The organism is Tardiphaga sp. 709 (assembly GCF_032401055.1).
GTDB lineage: Bacteria > Pseudomonadota > Alphaproteobacteria > Rhizobiales > Xanthobacteraceae > Tardiphaga.
Genome location: NZ_CP135529.1, coordinates 5,590,761 through 5,606,950, shown reverse-complemented (window position 1 = coordinate 5,606,950; position 16,190 = coordinate 5,590,761). Strand labels below are relative to the sequence as shown.

The window sequence follows — 16,190 nt, the reverse complement described above, 5'->3', positions numbered from 1 at the left end:
CGGGTGCCGGACGAACTTCAATGGGTGCTGGCAGCGGCGCAACCTGCTGACTTGCAACAGGCGGTGTCGCAGGACGAGGCGTAGCAGCCTTCGGTGCAAGACGGCGCGGATCGCGACCGGGAAGAAGTACATCGGAGGGCGCAGAGGCTGTCGGTGGATCGCTCGCAGGCGTCTGCGTGTCGACGGGCAGCGAGGCGGACGGCGGAGGAACGGCAACGGGCACAGCCGCCGGAGGCAACTCACCGCGTTCAAGCGAGATCAAGCCGGCGCGTCTCGCGATCGATTGCGCGCACTGCGAGCCAGGATGATAGCGCCGCCACATCTAGCGTGCGATCGAGCTTGTCAGGCGTCCCCACTGCGAAGATCTGAACTTCCGGTCGAACGCTCGACGTCCCCGCGCTCGTGCCGGTCAATGTCGCGCGCATATCCACCTGGTCGGCAACGATATCGTAACCTCCGGACACAATCGCACGCCCTCCTTCGCCATCGAGTGTCGTCGCACCAACGCGCAGACGGCTGTCCTTGATACTGAACGGCACCTGCACCGAAGCTACGGACAATGCACCGCCGGTGATCGCGGTATCGACGATCTGACGCAACTTGGCGTCATTCGTCGCCTGCCCGGAATCGCTGGCGCGAATGGCAATGTCGAACGCACGTGGATCGAGGCCATTGATGCGCGCCCCGTCGATCGTCAGCAATCCACTGCCGGACAATGCGCCTTCCAGAGCCGAGGCACTGCGCCCCTGACTGGCCAGCGTCATCCGCAGCGACGTCTTGCCCGCGGGCATTGTCAGAGAGCGATAGCGCAACGCTGCTCCATCTACGCCGGAAAATTGCACGCGGGCGCCAAGCGCATATCCGGTGATCGATGGCTTGAGATCGACATCAGCCGTGATCTCGCCGCCACCGACAGCCCCCTTGATCGTATCGATCGTCAGGGCCTGGCCATCACTCTTCACAGTGCCACTGATGGGACGCAATTCAACACCGCCGGGCAACGTCCCGCGCAGCGCCTGAAAGGCCAATTGCCCGCGCCATCCCTGCAGCACACCATGCCCGAGCGGATCCGTGGCATCGCGACCTCTCGTGCCTATAGCAAAGCCGAAGGCCGGCCCGAGTTCGATCGCATCCATGCCGATCTGACCATCGACGGCTTTCTCGGCACCAAGCGTCAGCGCAATACGGCCGCGCACGCGTGAACCAGCCAGCGTACTGTCGATATCTTCCAACGTAACTTTGTCGCCGTTCAATGTGAGCCGCGATGACAGGCTGACATTCTGCACGACGGCATCCGACGGCTTGAGAGCGACCAGCGGCGCCAGATTGGCGCGGCGTATCGCAAGCGTGAGCGATGCTTTCGGTGATCCCGCCCAAGGCTCCGCACTGCCCTGAACATCGGCATCGACATCCGTGCCAGACAGTTTTGCCGTGACGCGCAGCGGCGCGCGCCATTGTCCTTTTGCCGATCCTTCGAAATTCACAATGGCGTCGCTTGCGGCGATCACGTTACTCAGACCCAGCAATGCGAGAAGTGGTCCACCCTGCCCGGCCAATTTGGACTCGAGTGCCACATCGCTGCGCGACAGCTCATTGAGGTCGACGCCACGCATCGCCGCTATGGGAAGAGATGCGGTCAAGGTCGTCGTCCCCTTCACCTGCGACGCATCGATATCGAATACGGCGCGCGCATTTGTGCGATCGGCGCGCTGTTGATCCTTTGCCAGATCGAGCGATAGTTTGACGCGAACCGCGCCGGGCGCTGCAGCCATGGAGTTAAGCCTCGACGCAACAGATGGCGCAAGCGGCATAAGCATGTTGCTGATCTGACTCATCGATGCGGATGTGGCGTTGAGTGTCAGTCCGCCCGTGGCCTCCATGCGATCGAACGAAGCGCGGCCGTCGAGCATCAGGCCGGTGGCTTCACCGACTTTGAAGCGATCGATCAAGATCGTCTTTGGGCTGTAGGCCAGTTGCGCCACGAACGGACGCATCTCCTGCCCGGCTGACACAGCACGCGCGATATCGAGTGACATCTGCCCTGCATCTGGCCACTCGGCCTGCGGCTCGCCAAGTGATCGGATCAAAGCCACCGCTGCGTCGAGATCGAGCCGGTCGGCCTTCAGGTCGGCATCGAAGCGGGAGCCGCCAGCGGCCGACGGATACGAATATGCAGCACGACCTTCGACCGTTCCACCGTCGATCTCCGCCTTGAGTGCCTCGATGGCCAGGCGATTGGACATCGAAGTAATATTGCCGCGAATGCGTAGCGGCTTCTGATTGCGCAAGCCAATGTCGGTTCGGCCCTTGAGCCACGCAGCAAGCGCATCCGGATCGGACGACTCGACCGCGATCGCCCCCTTGAAGCCGCTCGATGCACCTGGCTGTGCTGCGCCGCCGCTCAACGTGACGCGGGTCGCGCCTGGCGCGCGAAACTCGAGACGATCGACCGTCCATGTTGCTGCATCGCTACGCAGGTCAGCGCCGATATTCTGCACAGGCTTTCCGCCGAGCATGATCTGCTCCACGCCAATCTCGATCTGTGTGGCGAAGGGCACCATCGGCATGCTCGCCAGCAGCCTGCGTAGCACCGGCAACGGTGTGACGGCATCGTTGGTCGCTTGATCCCTGGAGAGCAGGCGGTCGGCATCAAGCTGCTTTGCCGACAGCACCGCATGAAGCAGCGGCGAAGCGCCAAAGCGCATGTCAGCAAGACCAGCGAACCTGAAAGCGGTCTCTTCTGCGCCATAGCTGGCTTCAAGCGCTTCCATATGCGCAGAGGCCGGATCGGCCTTGACCTTGGCGAAGACTCGCCACGGCGTCGGCGGTTGATCGCCCGCGCCATTCGCCTTCAGGCCGGCTGGGCTTGCGAGAGTCAATGCGCCGTCGAAGCGTGGCGTGCGATTGTCGAAGTTGAGCACGCCATCGAGATCGACGGACAAGGGCTTCTCGCCGGGGTCGACAGTAAAACGAACGCGCGTGCCGTTGCCGTCACCGGTCGGCCCGGAGGACAAACGGAACGGATAGCGCGCGCCCGACAACAGGAAATTGCCGTCGCCGCGCATGGCGCCGGCCGCCAATGAGCGAACATCGCCGCTGAAGGCGACATCGTAGAATTCGAGCGTGCTTTTGCTCGCAGCATCATGGAGTGCGGCACGACCGGTGACGTTCAACCGATCTATCGCCAGCGCGCCAAGATTGAATGGCCCTGTGGAAGCCGGAAGTTCGATACGCCCCTGCGCATTGAGGCCGAGATCGACCGCAGCGCCGCCGATGGTGAGTTCTGTCGCGCGCCATTCGCCGCGCATCAGCGAACTCAGGCTGAATTCCACATCGAGATTGTCTGCACGGATCCTGCCGAGATCGTTGGGACTGCCCACCGTGATCGACTGCAGCCGCAGCGACGGCGCCGGCAGCAGCCGCGCCTCCAGCCCGCCGCTGACGCGAACGGGCGCACCGACCACGCGCGTGGCTTCAGCCTCGAATTGCGGGCGGAACTGATTCCAGTCGACGAAATAGGGCCCGACCAGAGCAGCAACCAGCGCCAGGATAAATGCAATTGCCAGGCCGAGCAGTGTCGTCTGCACCGAATCTCCCCTCAAGCGTTCCGGCAGAATGTCCGCCTGCCTGCCAGGCAAAGTGCATTGCAACACGTCACCGGGCAATACGCCTTACAGACGTTGCATGGCCACGCAGAAATACGCGGGAACGCATCTATTTATAGAACCAACTGTGGCGAAGTCACAGCACGCAATACATGGCCCAATCAGCCATCCCTCGCCATCCGCTTGCGGCAAATCGCCCGGCTTCGATCAAGTCGAAGCACCCTGCTCCAGCGGTTTCGCGGCGCCATGGGCGCGGTGCAAACGTCCGGCCACCGCCCTCACCTTGCCCGGCGACGCCATCCAGACCGCGAAGGTCGCAAGGAAGCTGACTGCGATTCCAAGGGCAAATGCAGGCGTATAGGTACCAAAGTGGTCGTGCAGGACACCCGTCACCAAGGGACCGGCGGCGCCGCCGGCCAGCGCGGCCAGCATAAGGGTGCCGAAAATACTGCCAAAATGCTCGCCCTGGAAAATCTCGGAAACCACGGCACCCATGATGGACGTCACGCCATAGCCCAGCAGGCCCTGCGAGATCACCATGACATAGACGAGTGCCAGACTCGGCACGGACTCCAGCGCAATCAGGGACGCAAAGCAGATTGCGAAACCGACACCGCTGACAGTCCAGATCCATTCGCGGCCGATGCGATCGGACAGATGGCCCAGAAATATCTGGCCGGGCACACCGAACAGACTGACCATACCGAGCGCCCAGGCGGCGACACCCGGCGTAAAGCCGATGTCGAGCAGATACTTGGTTTGATGGACCTGGACGGCATACCAGGCATACAGCCCACCGAACAGGCCGAGCGCGAGCCACCAGAACCGCGCCGTTCGTATGGCGCGTGCCAGGGTCCAGTCGATACTGGCCCAAACCGGGTCAACCACATTGGAGACATGCTTCGCCGACGAGGTCGGCGCCTGATCGCCGTCCGGCAAGAGCCCCATGTCCTGCGGGCGTTTGCGCAACAGCAAATTGATCGGCACGAGCACGACCAGCACCACGAGCCCGACCGCTGTGCAGGCCGTGCGCCAACCGGTCTGCTCGATCATCACCTGCACCCAGGGAAGCACGGTCACAGAGCCGATGCCGACGCCGGCGAATGCGAGGCCGACCGCGAGGCCGCGCTTGCGGCTGAACCAGTTCGGCAGAAACAGCGATTGTCCGGAATAGCCGAGGCAGACGCTGCCTGCGCCGACCAGAACGCCGATAGTCAGATAGAGATGCCACGGCTGCGTCGTCAGCGGCGCCAGCAACAGGCCAGCAGCCATCAGCACCGTGCCAAGTTCCATGACGGCTCGCGGGCCGCCGCGGTCCATCAGCCTGCCCATCAGCGGGCTCATGATCGCTGAAATCAGAAAGCCGAATGAAAAGGCACCGGCGGTGACGCCACGGTCCCAGCCGAACTCCTGGAGAATTGGCGGGAAGAACAGCGAGAACGATGTCCGCGCATTGACCCCGATGGCCATGGAAACGAACGTGACGGCGACGATGACCCAACCATAGAAAAACGGTAGCCGCATCGGATGATGCCTTTTTATTGGACGCATTCTGCGTCAAAGCTTTTTGATCGCACCTTCCGTAGCCGAAAAGCGCAATCCATGCTGGTATATAATTATATCCACAACTTTAAACTTTTTAAGAATAGTTAAGCATTATCGCTGCTGCCGAATTTTCCTGCCCGCATTCGGCCTGACCGGATACGGCAACCTGGCGTCACGCCTGCGGCAGGATTTTCCCCGGATTGAAGATATTGTCGGGATCGAGCGCATTCTTGAGCGCCCGCATGGCGTCGAGCGCCTCACTGCCCAGTTCGGCCTGCATGTACTTTTGCTTGCCTTGCCCGATGCCATGTTCACCCGTGCAGGTGCCCCCCATCGCCTGCGCCCGTTGAGCGAGGCGGTGCATGAAGTCCTCCGCGCGGGCGACCTCGTTGGCGTCATTACGATCGCAGACCATCGAGCAATGAAAGTTGCCATCGCCGACGTGGCCGACGATGGGCGCCAGCAGGCCGAGCCGCGCGAGATCCTCTTCCGTCGCAGCGACACATTCCGCGAGTTTGGAAATCGGCACGCAGACGTCGGTGGCCGCGACATCGGAACCCGGTCGCAGGCTCTTCACCGACCAATAGGCATCGTGACGGGCCTGCCAGAGCTTGGTGCGATCCTCCGGCTTCGTCGTCCAGGAGAAATCACCACCGCCACATTCCAGTGCGATCTCGTGAAAATTCCGCGACTGCTCGGCGACTTCGGCCTCGCTGCCATGAAATTCCAGCAGCAGCAGCGGCGTTTCCGGCAGTGTCAGCTTGGAATAGGCATTACAGGCACGCACTTGTGCCTCGTTCAACAGCTCAATCCTTGCAACGGGAATGCCGGTCTGAATCGCGAGAATCGTCGCCTGACAGGCGCCTGCCACCGTGGCGAACGAACATGACGCAGCAGCCATGGTTTCAGGAATGCCACGCAGCTTGACGGTCAACTCGCTGATAATACCCAATGTGCCCTCGGCGCCGACAAACAGATGCGTCAGGTCGTAGCCAGCCGAAGACTTCTTCGCGCGGGTGCCCGTCTTGATGATCTCACCATCGGCGCGCACGACCTTGAGCGCGAGCACGTTGTCGCGCATCGTCCCGTAACGCACCGCGTTAGTGCCGGAAGCGCGCGTCGACGCCATGCCGCCAAGCGACGCATCGGCACCGGGATCGATCGGGAAGAACAGGCCTTGATCGCGCAGATTTTCGTTGAGCGCCTTGCGCGTAACGCCGGGCTGAATCACGCAGTCGAGGTCTTCGCTGTGCACTTCCAGAATCTGGTTCATGTCGCGCATGTCGATGCAAATGCCGCCTGCCGGCGCATTGACCTGACCTTCCAGCGACGTGCCGGTGCCGAATGCGATCACCGGAACTTTGTTCGCTGCACAAATCCGGACCACGTCCTGGATATCCGCGGTTTCCTGCGCGAACACGACGCCATCCGGCGGCTGATTGGCAAGCCATGTCGTGGTATGGCCATGCTGCTCGCGAACCGACTGCGACGTCACCAGCCGATTACCAAAACGTGCCGTCAGCGCTTCAAGCGCCGTGGCCAAGGCCTTCGGCTGCGGACGTTTCAAATTGTTCGCAATACTAGCCACAGCAGTCCCTCCGACGCGGCGGGACCGTGGCAAAGGTTGTATAACGGGTCAAGAGACGTGAGAGCGGGACAGGAATTACCGATGATTGAGCCAACCGACGATCTGCTGCTGCAATCCGTCCCTTTCCGGGCGCATGTCATGCAGATCGAACCGCAATGGATCGACTATAATGGCCATCTCAACATGGCCTATTACAACGTGCTGTTCGACCGGGCGATCGACGACCTTTGGCTCAAGATCGGGATCGGCCCCGAATATATGAAGGCCCGCAACAACTCGACTTTCACGGCTGAGTGCCATGTTCGCTATGTCAGGGAGATTCATCTGGGGGATCCCGCGCAGGTGTCGATCCTGATTGTCGCCGCGGACGACAAGCGCATTCACACCTTCAAGGAGTTGCGCCACGCCACGGAGGGATGGCTGTCGGCGACGTCGGAAAACATGACGCTCCACATGGACATGACGGCCCGGAAGGTTGCGCCGTTTCCGCCTGATATCAGCGCCCGCGTGCAGGCGCTGGCCAATGCGCACCGATCCGTAGATCGTCCCGAGGGCATCGGCCGATCGATCGGGATGCCCTCGAAGAAATAACCGTCAGACCCGCGTGCGGCCGCGGACGAGGCCTACAACGGCCGAGATCAGGAACAGGACGATGGCGATGAAGAAGATCGCCTTGGCGATTTCGATGGAGGCGCCGGCGACACCGCCAAAGCCGAGAATGCCGGCAATGAGAGCAATGACGAGGAAGGTAACGACCCAGCTGAACATGGCACAAACCTCAGTTTTTGGTTTTTGACGCGGCATTCGCCGTCGCGCTTGATGCTGAAACAAGCCGGAGCGAAAACGAAAGTTCCCGACCCACGTACCAGCCAACATCACTGAAATGAGAGCGCTCCTGCGTGCCGACGGGCGTCAGATGAGCCCCATGCGGGGATAAGTCTGTCGCCAGAAGCCTCTCGCTCCTATATGCCCTCCTATCCTGCTAAGAAGGCTCCCCTTTAAGGCCCCACGGTGCCAACGTGGGCGGAATACGATTCGCATGAGTGACGCACGCAAAATGCCCGCCAACGATCTCCCTGCCTACCAACCGGCGGCGGGCGGCATTGGCGCGCGTGCGCGCGCTGCTGCGGCGCCAGCGGCACAGTATCTGAGCGGGCTCAATCCGGAGCAGCGCGACGCCGTCGAGACCCTCGACGGCCCTGTCCTCGTGCTCGCAGGTGCCGGCACCGGCAAGACCAAGGTTTTGACCTCGCGGATCGCCCATATCCTCAGCATGGGCCGTGCGCGGCCCGGTGAAATCCTGTCGGTGACCTTCACCAACAAGGCCGCGCGGGAGATGAAGCACCGGCTCGGCATCATGCTCGGCCAGGCGGTCGAGGGCATGCCGTGGCTTGGCACCTTCCACTCGATCGGTGGCCGCATCCTGCGCACGCATGCCGAACTGGTGCAGTTGAAATCCAATTTCACGGTGCTCGACACCGACGACCAGATCCGACTGCTCAAGCAGCTCCTGCAGGCTGACAATATCGACGACAAACGCTGGCCGGCGCGAATGCTGGCGAACCTGATCGACGGTTGGAAGAACAGGGGACTAACGCCATCGCAGGTGCCGTCAGGCGAAGCCGCCGTGTTCGGCAATGGCAAAGGCGGCAAGCTCTACGCCGCCTATCAGGATCGATTGAAGACACTCAACGCCGCGGATTTCGGCGACCTCCTGCTGGAATGTATCCGGCTGTTCCGCGAGCATCCGGACGTGCTGAAACAGTATCAGCAGCGCTTCAAATATATCCTCGTCGACGAATATCAGGACACCAACGTCGCGCAGTATCTGTGGCTGCGGCTGCTGTCGCAGGCGCCGGGGCAGCGTGTGCTGCCGGAAGCGGACGCGCCATCAGCAGATAACAAACCGACCGCACCGCTCAAGAACATCTGCTGCGTCGGCGACGACGATCAGTCGATCTATGGCTGGCGCGGCGCCGAGGTCGACAACATCCTTCGCTTCGAACATGATTTTCCCGGCGCCAAGGTCGTCCGGCTGGAGCGCAACTATCGTTCGACCGGCCATATCCTCGCCGCGGCCTCGCATCTGATCGCGCATAACGAGGGACGTCTCGGCAAAACGCTGCGCACCGAGGACGTCGATGGCGAGAAGGTCACCGTCACCGGCTCATGGGATTCCGAGGAGGAAGCCCGTGCGATCGGTGAAGAGATCGAACAGTTGCAGCACGAGGGCAACAAACTCAACGACATCGCGATCCTGGTGCGCGCCTCGTTCCAGATGCGCGAGTTTGAAGATCGCTTCGTCACGCTCGGCCTGCCCTATCGGGTCATTGGCGGCCCGCGCTTCTATGAGCGCGCCGAAATCCGCGACGCACTGGCCTATCTGCGCGTGATCAATTCGCCGGCCGACGATCTCGCCTTCGAGCGCATCGTCAATGTGCCCAAGCGCGGCCTCGGCGATGCCACGGTGCAGATGCTGCACGATCATGCCCGCCGGCGTCGCATTCCGCTGTCGGAGGCTGCACGTCAGGTTGTCGAGACTGACGAGATGAAACCGAAGGCGCGCGGCAGCCTGCGCGACCTGATGATGAGCTTCGAACGCTGGCGCAAGCAAAGCGAAGTGATGCCGCATACCGAACTCGCCGAAGTCGTGCTCGACGAAAGCGGCTACACCGATATGTGGCAGAAGGATCGCTCCGCCGATGCTGCCGGCCGCCTTGAAAACCTCAAGGAACTGGTGCGCTCGATGGAGGAGTTCGAGAACCTGCAGGGATTCCTCGAACACATCTCGCTGGTGATGGACCGCGAGGGCGGTGCAGACGAGGATGCCGTGTCGGTGATGACGCTGCATTCCGCCAAAGGCCTCGAATTCGACAACGTATTTTTACCCGGCTGGGAGGAAGGCCTGTTTCCGCATCAGCGGGCACTCGACGATCAGGGCCGCGCCGGGCTCGAGGAAGAACGCCGCCTCGCCCATGTCGGCATCACCCGCGCGCGCCGCCGCGCCAAACTCTATTTCGCCACCAACCGGCGCATTCATGGCACTTGGAACACGACGATGCCGTCGCGCTTCCTCGATGAATTGCCGGCAGCCAATGTCGAGATCACGGAATCAAAGGGCGGTTCGGGCTGGGGCGGCGCCGGAGGCTACGGCGCGTCGCGCTTCGACAACGTGGAATCGTTCGGATCGAGCTACTCGACACCGGGCTGGCAGCGCGCGCAGGCCAATCGTTCACGCGGCGGTGGACAGGGCGGCAGCGGCTTCAGCGAAGGCCAGTCGCCTTTCGGCGGCTCCTCTTCATCGCGGAACAAGCGGCCGATGACTATCGAGGGCGAGTTGATCGCGAAATCCACCGGCACGGAGTCCGACTTCACGCTGCAGGACCGCGTTTTCCATCAGAAATTCGGCTACGGCAGTGTGACCAAGATCGACGGCAACAAGCTCACCATCGTGTTCGAGAAGGCGGGTGAGAAGAAGGTCGTCGACAGTTTCGTGGAACGCGTCTGACAATGCCGGTCTACATCGCGCTCATTCAGAAGGATGCCAGCGGTATCTTCAACGTTTCCTTTCCCGACCTGCCCGGCATCGTCACCTCCGGCGACACCCTCGATGAAGCGATCGAGGAAGCCGAGGAAACGCTCGAATACGCGGCCGGAGACTGGCGCAATCTGGACGGCTCAAGCGGCCTTCCGACGCCGCGCACCATCGAGCAATTAACCAGCGACCCTGCATTTGCCGATGCGGCCGACGGTGGCACGATTGTCGAGATCGACTACGAAGCCGCAGAATAGCCCTAAAATCGCCTGTTCCGCGATTGCGCCGGCGCATCTTCATTCCTATGTACGCACCCCGCGCCCGACAAAGCCGTTTCGGCTGCGCCGTTCGTGCGTCCCGGTATGACCGCCCGGTCCTCTGCCTTCCCCTTTTCGAACGATCATATCGCCGATGTCACCCATCATTTCCGTTTCTAATCTGACCAAGAGCTATGCCTCGGGCTTTACGGCCCTGAAGGGTATCGACCTGGACATCAACCGCGGCGAGATCTTCGCGCTGCTGGGGCCGAACGGCGCCGGCAAGACGACGATGATCAGCATCATCTGTGGCATCGCCAATGCCACCTCCGGCAAGGTCATGGTCGATGGTCACGACATCGCCCGGGACTATCGCGCCGCGCGGTCGCTGATCGGGCTGGTGCCGCAGGAACTGCACACCGACGCCTTCGAATCGGTTTGGGCCACGGTCAGTTTCAGCCGCGGCCTGTTCGGCAAACCGAAGAACCCGGCGCTGATCGAGAAAATCCTGAAAGACCTCTCGCTGTGGGACAAGAAGGATAACAAGATCATCACGCTGTCCGGCGGCATGAAGCGCCGCGTGATGATCGCCAAGGCGCTGTCGCACGAACCGCAGATCCTGTTTCTCGATGAGCCGACTGCCGGCGTCGACGTCGAATTGCGCAAGGGCATGTGGGAAGTCGTGCGCACGCTGCGCGCTGCCGGCGTCACGGTCATCCTCACCACGCATTACATTGAAGAAGCCGAGGAGATGGCCGACCGCATCGGCGTCATCAACAAAGGCGAGATCATCCTGATCGAGGAAAAGACCAAGCTGATGGAGCAGCTCGGCAAGAAGCAGCTCAAGCTGTATCTGCAAGGCAAGGTCACGGAGATTCCAGCCAGCCTGGCTCACTACAACCTCGAACTGGCAGCGGACGGCCATCAGTTGATCTACAGCTACGACACCAAGAGCGAGCGCACCGGGATCACCAGCCTGCTCGGCGATCTCCGCGAATCCGGCATCCGCTTCTCCGATCTCGACACCACGCAGAGCTCGCTCGAAGACATCTTCGTCAGCCTGGTGAGGAAGTAACATGAACTTCAGAGCTGTCCGCGCCATCTATCTGTTCGAAATGGCGCGCACCTGGCGCACCGTGCTGCAGAGCATTGTCTCGCCGGTGATCTCCACGTCGCTGTATTTCGTGGTGTTCGGCGCCGCGATCGGCTCGCGCATCACCTCCATCGAGGGCGTCAGCTACGGTACCTTCATCGTGCCTGGCCTGGTGATGTTGTCAGTACTCACGCAGAGCATTTCCAACGCCTCCTTCGGCATCTACTTCCCCAAATTCACCGGCACGATCTATGAATTGCTGTCGGCGCCGGTGTCCTATGTGGAGGTTGTGCTTGGCTATGTCGGCGCCGCCGCGACCAAGTCGATCCTGCTGGGCCTGATCATTCTGGCCACTGCCGGACTGTTCGTGCCGCTGCACATTCTGCACCCGTGGTGGATGCTGACCTTCCTCGTGCTCACGGCCGTCACATTCAGCCTGTTCGGCTTCATCATCGGCATCTGGGCCGATGGTTTCGAGAAACTGCAGGCGATCCCGCTGCTGGTGGTGACGCCGCTAACCTTCCTGGGCGGAAGCTTCTACTCCGTCAGTATGCTGCCGTCGGGCTGGCGGACCGTCACGCTACTCAATCCGGTCGTGTATCTGATCAGCGGCTTCCGCTGGAGCTTCTACGAGATCTCCGACGTCAGCGTCGGCTGGAGCATCGGCGTCACCTGCATGTTCCTGGTGATCTGCATGTTGGTCGTCTGGTGGATTTTCAAGACCGGCTACAAACTGAAAAACTGAAATCGCTGATAACAAAAATGGCCCGGTTTGAACCGGGCCATTTTCATTTCAAATCAATATCCGCTTAGCGATAGCAGCGGAATTTGCCATGGCGGTTGTAATAGCCGCGGCACTGTGTCCGTCGACCCTCGGGAATACCGAGCACGCCCTTGACGCCGCCCACGGCCGCGCCGACGCCAAGGCCAACTGCGCCACCGACCACACCGCCGACCGGTCCGGCGGCGCGATTGCCGTCACGGTAACCTTGGTTGGCACCCTGCTCACCACCCCGGAATACGCCCTGCGCCTGCGCAAAATGCGGCATGGCGACCAGAGCCAGCACGCCCGCGGCGAACGCCAGGCGGGTCTTCATCGACGAACTGATCGGCAATACAGCGGTCTTAACGGTCATCTGGAGCTTCCCTCTGAGCGGCGAGAATTCGCCGCTTGCAATTGTGGGAGGGCAACGCGCGACCTAGGAACCGGTTCCATCTGCCTCCATGAGAAGCTTCCTATCGCGCATCCACGGGTCGGGCCGAGCCCTCTTTCGGCCCGGTCGCCGCCTTGGTGCCGCCTAGCCCAACATTAAGGATGCACGAAACTGTCACTGGCACGCGGGCCGCCCGATATGCATATTGGGTGCGGGACGGTAGGCGGTACAACAGGTTACGGCCCGGAGGCCAAGGTAAGATGCGTTCGTTTTATATGACCCTTGCGGGTCTCGCCGTTTTCGCCGCCACCAGCACTGCGCAGGCCAAGATTGCCATTACCGTCGACAAGGATGCCCAGCAGCTGACCGTCGTGCAGGACGGCGTTGAGAAATATCGCTGGCCGGTGTCGTCAGGCATCCCGTCCTATGAGACCCCGAATGGCAGCTTCCAGACATTCCGCATGGAGGAGGATCACTTCTCCAAAGAATTCGACGACGCGCCAATGCCCCATGCCATCTTCTTCACCAAGAAGGGCCACGCCATCCACGGCACCGATTCCGTGAACCGCTTGGGCTCGCCGGCCTCCCACGGCTGCGTCCGGCTGTCGCGCGAGAACGCCGCGACCTTGTTCGCCATGGTCAAGGCTGACGGGGTGCTTAACGCCACCGTCACGCTGACGGGCTCCTCGCAGGTCGCGCTCGCCCGCAATCCGCGCCCGGCGAAGCCGTCCGCCGTCGCCCGCCGTGATATCGCTCCTGCCTCACCGTCCTATGACGCCGCCGGCAATCCCATGGATCTCACGCCGCAGGTCGTGGCACCGAACCGCCGCGTTGCGCGTCAGGTACAGGCGGCCGATGATGATCGTTACATCTATCCGGCCGATGGCAATGACGGTCAGCGTTATCCGGCTCCTCCCGGCTATCGCCGCATGACGGAAGCCGAGACCCAGCAGTATTACGCCAATCGTGGCTATTACAGCCGGCAGTCTCCACCGCAGGCCTACGCGCCGCGGCCGTATCAGCCACGCGGCTTCTTCGGCGATTACTGAGCGAACATGTGTGACGCGTTTTGTTGACGCGAACCGACGTCCGCCTCGCTTGAAAACGCTTTAGTTGTCTCCGTCCCGTAGCCGGCGCCACACGGCGCCGAGCACGTTGGAGTAATCGTCGGTCCAGACCCGCTGATCGTCGTTCGCCTCAGTCAGGGCCCATTGCGATGACGTCGCGATGGAGCCGACATCGGCGGCGTCATGGGCCGAGATGACCACGTTGGTCGAGAAGATATATTCGTTGTCGCGGCCGGAATCCTCCGAATAGACCCAACTCTTCATGTCATTGGCATCGGCGATGCCGACCACGACACTGGCGAGTTCGAGATGCCGGTTCGACACATGCATGACGACGGCGCCCTGCGGGGCGAGCTTTTCCTTGTAGATCTCCATCGCCTCCTCGGTCGCCAGATGGATCGGGATCGCATCCGACGAATAGGCATCGACGATGATGAGATCGTAGACTCCGTCAGGCTCCTTCGCGAAGGTCAGCCGCGCATCGCCGATCACCGGCTTGACGTCCGGCTCGCACTTCTGGATGTAGCTGAAATATTTCGGATCCTTGGCGGTATCGACCATCGACTGGTCGATCTCGAAAAACTTCCAGTCCTCACCCGGCGCTGACGCACAGGTCAGCGAGCCCGAGCCGAGCCCGATCACCGCCACGCGCAGCGGTGCCCCCTTGCGGGCGCGCACCGCCGTGATCGCCTGCCCGATGCCGCCGTCCTTGTAATAATAGGAGATCGGCTCCGGCCGGCCGGTCACCGGCGTGCCATCGTCGTTGAGATATTTCTCGGCGCCATGGATCGTCGTGCCATGCATCAGCACGTGATACTGGTTGTTCGGCGTCACCACGATCTTGTGCACGCCGAAGAAACTACGCACGGTTTCGACCCGACCATCGTCCGCCGGGTAGAAACGAATCAGCGCCAGCGCAAGAACAGTGATCGCCACGAGCTTGAGCCGGTCGGCCCGCAGCAGGATCGCAACGATCATGCCGAGGACGGCAACGACGCTGACGACATAGACGCGTTGGGTATCGATCCACGTGAACAGCTTCCCGGTCGTGTAGCTCGGCACGATCAATGCGATTGCGGCAACCACGAGCGCGATCCAGTACCAGCGCGCCCAGCCGGAATAGCGCTCCGGCAAAGACGGCCGACACAGCACGGCAAATGCAATCAGGATCGGATATTCGGCGATCCATGAGAATGTGAACGGCGCGATGAGGCCGGCAAACAGACCACCGACCATGCCGCCGAACGACAGCGCGACGTAGTAGCCCGTGAGATACCGCGCCGCCGGACGCTGCCGGGCCAGTTCACCGTGGCAGGCCATGGCGATGATGAAGAAGGCCAGCAGATGACCGCCGAGCGTGAGCAGAAGATTCTGTTCCCCACCCACCGCGAGCAACACGATGACGCCGGCAATCGCCAGCGGCTGCAGCATGAGAATCCACGCATGCGGCAGCAGCGGCCGCGACTGGAACACCAGCACCCAGGTCAGCAGATACAGCGACAGCGGCAACACCCAGAGCAGCGGCGCGGCTGCAACGTCGGTCGAGATATGCGCGGTGACCGCGATCAGCAAGCCGGATGGGACAGCGGCAAGGAAAATCCAGCGTGCACGCAGCGCCCAGCTCGGCGCCGGCGCGTCGATGGCATCAGCACCCGGTGCAGCGACAGCAACCGGCGGCGACTTCAGCAGCAACACGCCGCAGCCGGCGATCAGCAGGATCAGCAGGCCATAGCCGGACGTCCAGATCAGGTTCTGCGTGCGCAGCGAAAACATCGGCTCCAGCAGCACCGGATAGGTCAGCAGCGCGAGAAAGCTCCCGATATTCGACGACGCATAGAGGAAATATGGATCGTGGCCGTTGGGATGACCGGTGCGCACGAACCAGGCCTGCAGCAGCGGATTGTTCGCAGCAAGCGCGAAGAACGGCAGACCGATCGACACCGCGAACAGGCCGAGCAGCCAGAACGCATAGCCACTCTCCGGCGGCGTGCCCCAGCCCGATGCGATGGACAGCGGCAGCGTCAGCAGCGCAACAACCAGCAACAGGAGATGAATGACGACCGGTACCAGCCGGCTGCGCAGCTGCATCAGATAATGCGCATAGGCATAGCCACCGAGCAGCAGCGACTGGAAGAACACCATCGCCACCGACCACACCGCCGGCGAACCGCCAAGCCGCGGCAGCACCATTTTGGTGAACAGGGGCTGCACCGAGAATAACAGGAGTGCGCTGGTGAAGATTGCCGCGGTGTAAACCACCAGAAGAAGCCGATTGCGGGAGGCCGAGTTTGGGGCGGCGACGGGCTGCGACGAACTCATGAAGGCTCCAGCATATTGCGCGGCAGA

12 protein-coding genes are annotated in these 16,190 nt (G+C 61.8%); 6 read left to right on the top strand and 6 right to left on the bottom strand.

Annotated features, from left to right (window positions below):
- Positions 1-248: 248 nt before the first annotated feature.
- From RSO67_RS27030 to RSO67_RS27020, 3 genes are all read right to left on the bottom strand, one after another.
- Positions 249-3,587: an AsmA-like C-terminal region-containing protein gene (locus tag RSO67_RS27030; RefSeq protein WP_315841347.1), complete on the bottom strand. Its 3,339-nt coding sequence runs from the start codon at positions 3,585-3,587 to the stop codon at positions 249-251.
- Positions 3,588-3,812: 225 nt separating this feature from the next.
- Entirely contained in the window at positions 3,813-5,129 is a 1,317-nt protein-coding gene (locus RSO67_RS27025) for an MFS transporter (protein WP_315841346.1), read from the bottom strand.
- A gap of 193 nt (positions 5,130-5,322) precedes the next feature.
- Positions 5,323-6,738: an FAD-binding oxidoreductase gene (locus tag RSO67_RS27020; protein WP_315841345.1), complete on the bottom strand. Its 1,416-nt coding sequence runs from the start codon at positions 6,736-6,738 to the stop codon at positions 5,323-5,325.
- Positions 6,739-6,819: 81 nt separating this feature from the next.
- Between RSO67_RS27020 and RSO67_RS27015 the strand changes: the two genes are divergently transcribed.
- On the top strand, positions 6,820-7,329 hold the full coding sequence (locus RSO67_RS27015; RefSeq protein ID WP_315841344.1) for a thioesterase family protein: 510 nt from the start codon (positions 6,820-6,822) through the stop codon (positions 7,327-7,329).
- A 3-nt stretch (positions 7,330-7,332) separates the two neighbouring features.
- Here RSO67_RS27015 and RSO67_RS27010 read toward each other — a convergent pair whose 3' ends face one another.
- A complete protein-coding gene (locus RSO67_RS27010; RefSeq protein ID WP_309946607.1) occupies positions 7,333-7,506 on the bottom strand; it encodes a DUF1328 domain-containing protein in 174 nt (57 codons plus the stop codon).
- A gap of 271 nt (positions 7,507-7,777) precedes the next feature.
- Between RSO67_RS27010 and RSO67_RS27005 the strand changes: the two genes are divergently transcribed.
- The 4 genes from RSO67_RS27005 (at position 7,778) to RSO67_RS26990 (ending at position 12,368) form a co-directional block, all read left to right on the top strand.
- Positions 7,778-10,246 (top strand): ATP-dependent helicase, encoded by a 2,469-nt coding sequence (locus RSO67_RS27005; RefSeq protein WP_315841343.1) that lies wholly within the window; start codon positions 7,778-7,780, stop codon positions 10,244-10,246.
- Positions 10,247-10,248: 2 nt separating this feature from the next.
- Complete coding sequence (locus tag RSO67_RS27000) at positions 10,249-10,530, top strand: type II toxin-antitoxin system HicB family antitoxin (protein ID WP_315841342.1); 282 nt, start codon at positions 10,249-10,251, stop codon at positions 10,528-10,530.
- Positions 10,531-10,684: 154 nt separating this feature from the next.
- Positions 10,685-11,605 (top strand): ABC transporter ATP-binding protein, encoded by a 921-nt coding sequence (locus RSO67_RS26995; RefSeq protein WP_089268247.1) that lies wholly within the window; start codon positions 10,685-10,687, stop codon positions 11,603-11,605.
- A gap of 1 nt (position 11,606) precedes the next feature.
- Positions 11,607-12,368, top strand: a complete 762-nt coding sequence (locus tag RSO67_RS26990; RefSeq protein WP_093760486.1) for an ABC transporter permease — start codon at positions 11,607-11,609, stop codon at positions 12,366-12,368.
- Positions 12,369-12,432: 64 nt separating this feature from the next.
- On the opposite strand, the gene RSO67_RS26985 is transcribed toward RSO67_RS26990, so the two are convergent.
- On the bottom strand, positions 12,433-12,759 hold the full coding sequence (locus RSO67_RS26985; protein ID WP_089268246.1) for a hypothetical protein: 327 nt from the start codon (positions 12,757-12,759) through the stop codon (positions 12,433-12,435).
- 278 nt (positions 12,760-13,037) lie between these two features.
- Between RSO67_RS26985 and RSO67_RS26980 the strand changes: the two genes are divergently transcribed.
- Complete coding sequence (locus RSO67_RS26980; RefSeq protein ID WP_315841341.1) at positions 13,038-13,826, top strand: L,D-transpeptidase; 789 nt, start codon at positions 13,038-13,040, stop codon at positions 13,824-13,826.
- A gap of 60 nt (positions 13,827-13,886) precedes the next feature.
- Here RSO67_RS26980 and RSO67_RS26975 read toward each other — a convergent pair whose 3' ends face one another.
- Complete coding sequence (locus tag RSO67_RS26975) at positions 13,887-16,163, bottom strand: fused MFS/spermidine synthase (RefSeq protein ID WP_315841340.1); 2,277 nt, start codon at positions 16,161-16,163, stop codon at positions 13,887-13,889.
- Positions 16,164-16,190 lie beyond the last annotated feature (27 nt).

Coding starts and splice junctions, on each gene's coding strand:
- RSO67_RS26990 (WP_093760486.1), top strand. CDS start 11,607: ATGAACTTCAGAGCTGTCCGCGCCATCTATCTGTTCGAAATGGCGCGC.
- RSO67_RS27000 (WP_315841342.1), top strand. CDS start 10,249: ATGCCGGTCTACATCGCGCTCATTCAGAAGGATGCCAGCGGTATCTTC.
- RSO67_RS26985 (WP_089268246.1), bottom strand. CDS start 12,759: ATGACCGTTAAGACCGCTGTATTGCCGATCAGTTCGTCGATGAAGACC.
- RSO67_RS27025 (WP_315841346.1), bottom strand. CDS start 5,129: ATGCGGCTACCGTTTTTCTATGGTTGGGTCATCGTCGCCGTCACGTTC.
- RSO67_RS26980 (WP_315841341.1), top strand. CDS start 13,038: ATGCGTTCGTTTTATATGACCCTTGCGGGTCTCGCCGTTTTCGCCGCC.
- RSO67_RS27010 (WP_309946607.1), bottom strand. CDS start 7,506: ATGTTCAGCTGGGTCGTTACCTTCCTCGTCATTGCTCTCATTGCCGGC.
- RSO67_RS27015 (WP_315841344.1), top strand. CDS start 6,820: ATGATTGAGCCAACCGACGATCTGCTGCTGCAATCCGTCCCTTTCCGG.
- RSO67_RS27005 (WP_315841343.1), top strand. CDS start 7,778: ATGAGTGACGCACGCAAAATGCCCGCCAACGATCTCCCTGCCTACCAA.
- RSO67_RS26975 (WP_315841340.1), bottom strand. CDS start 16,163: ATGAGTTCGTCGCAGCCCGTCGCCGCCCCAAACTCGGCCTCCCGCAAT.
- RSO67_RS26995 (WP_089268247.1), top strand. CDS start 10,685: ATGTCACCCATCATTTCCGTTTCTAATCTGACCAAGAGCTATGCCTCG.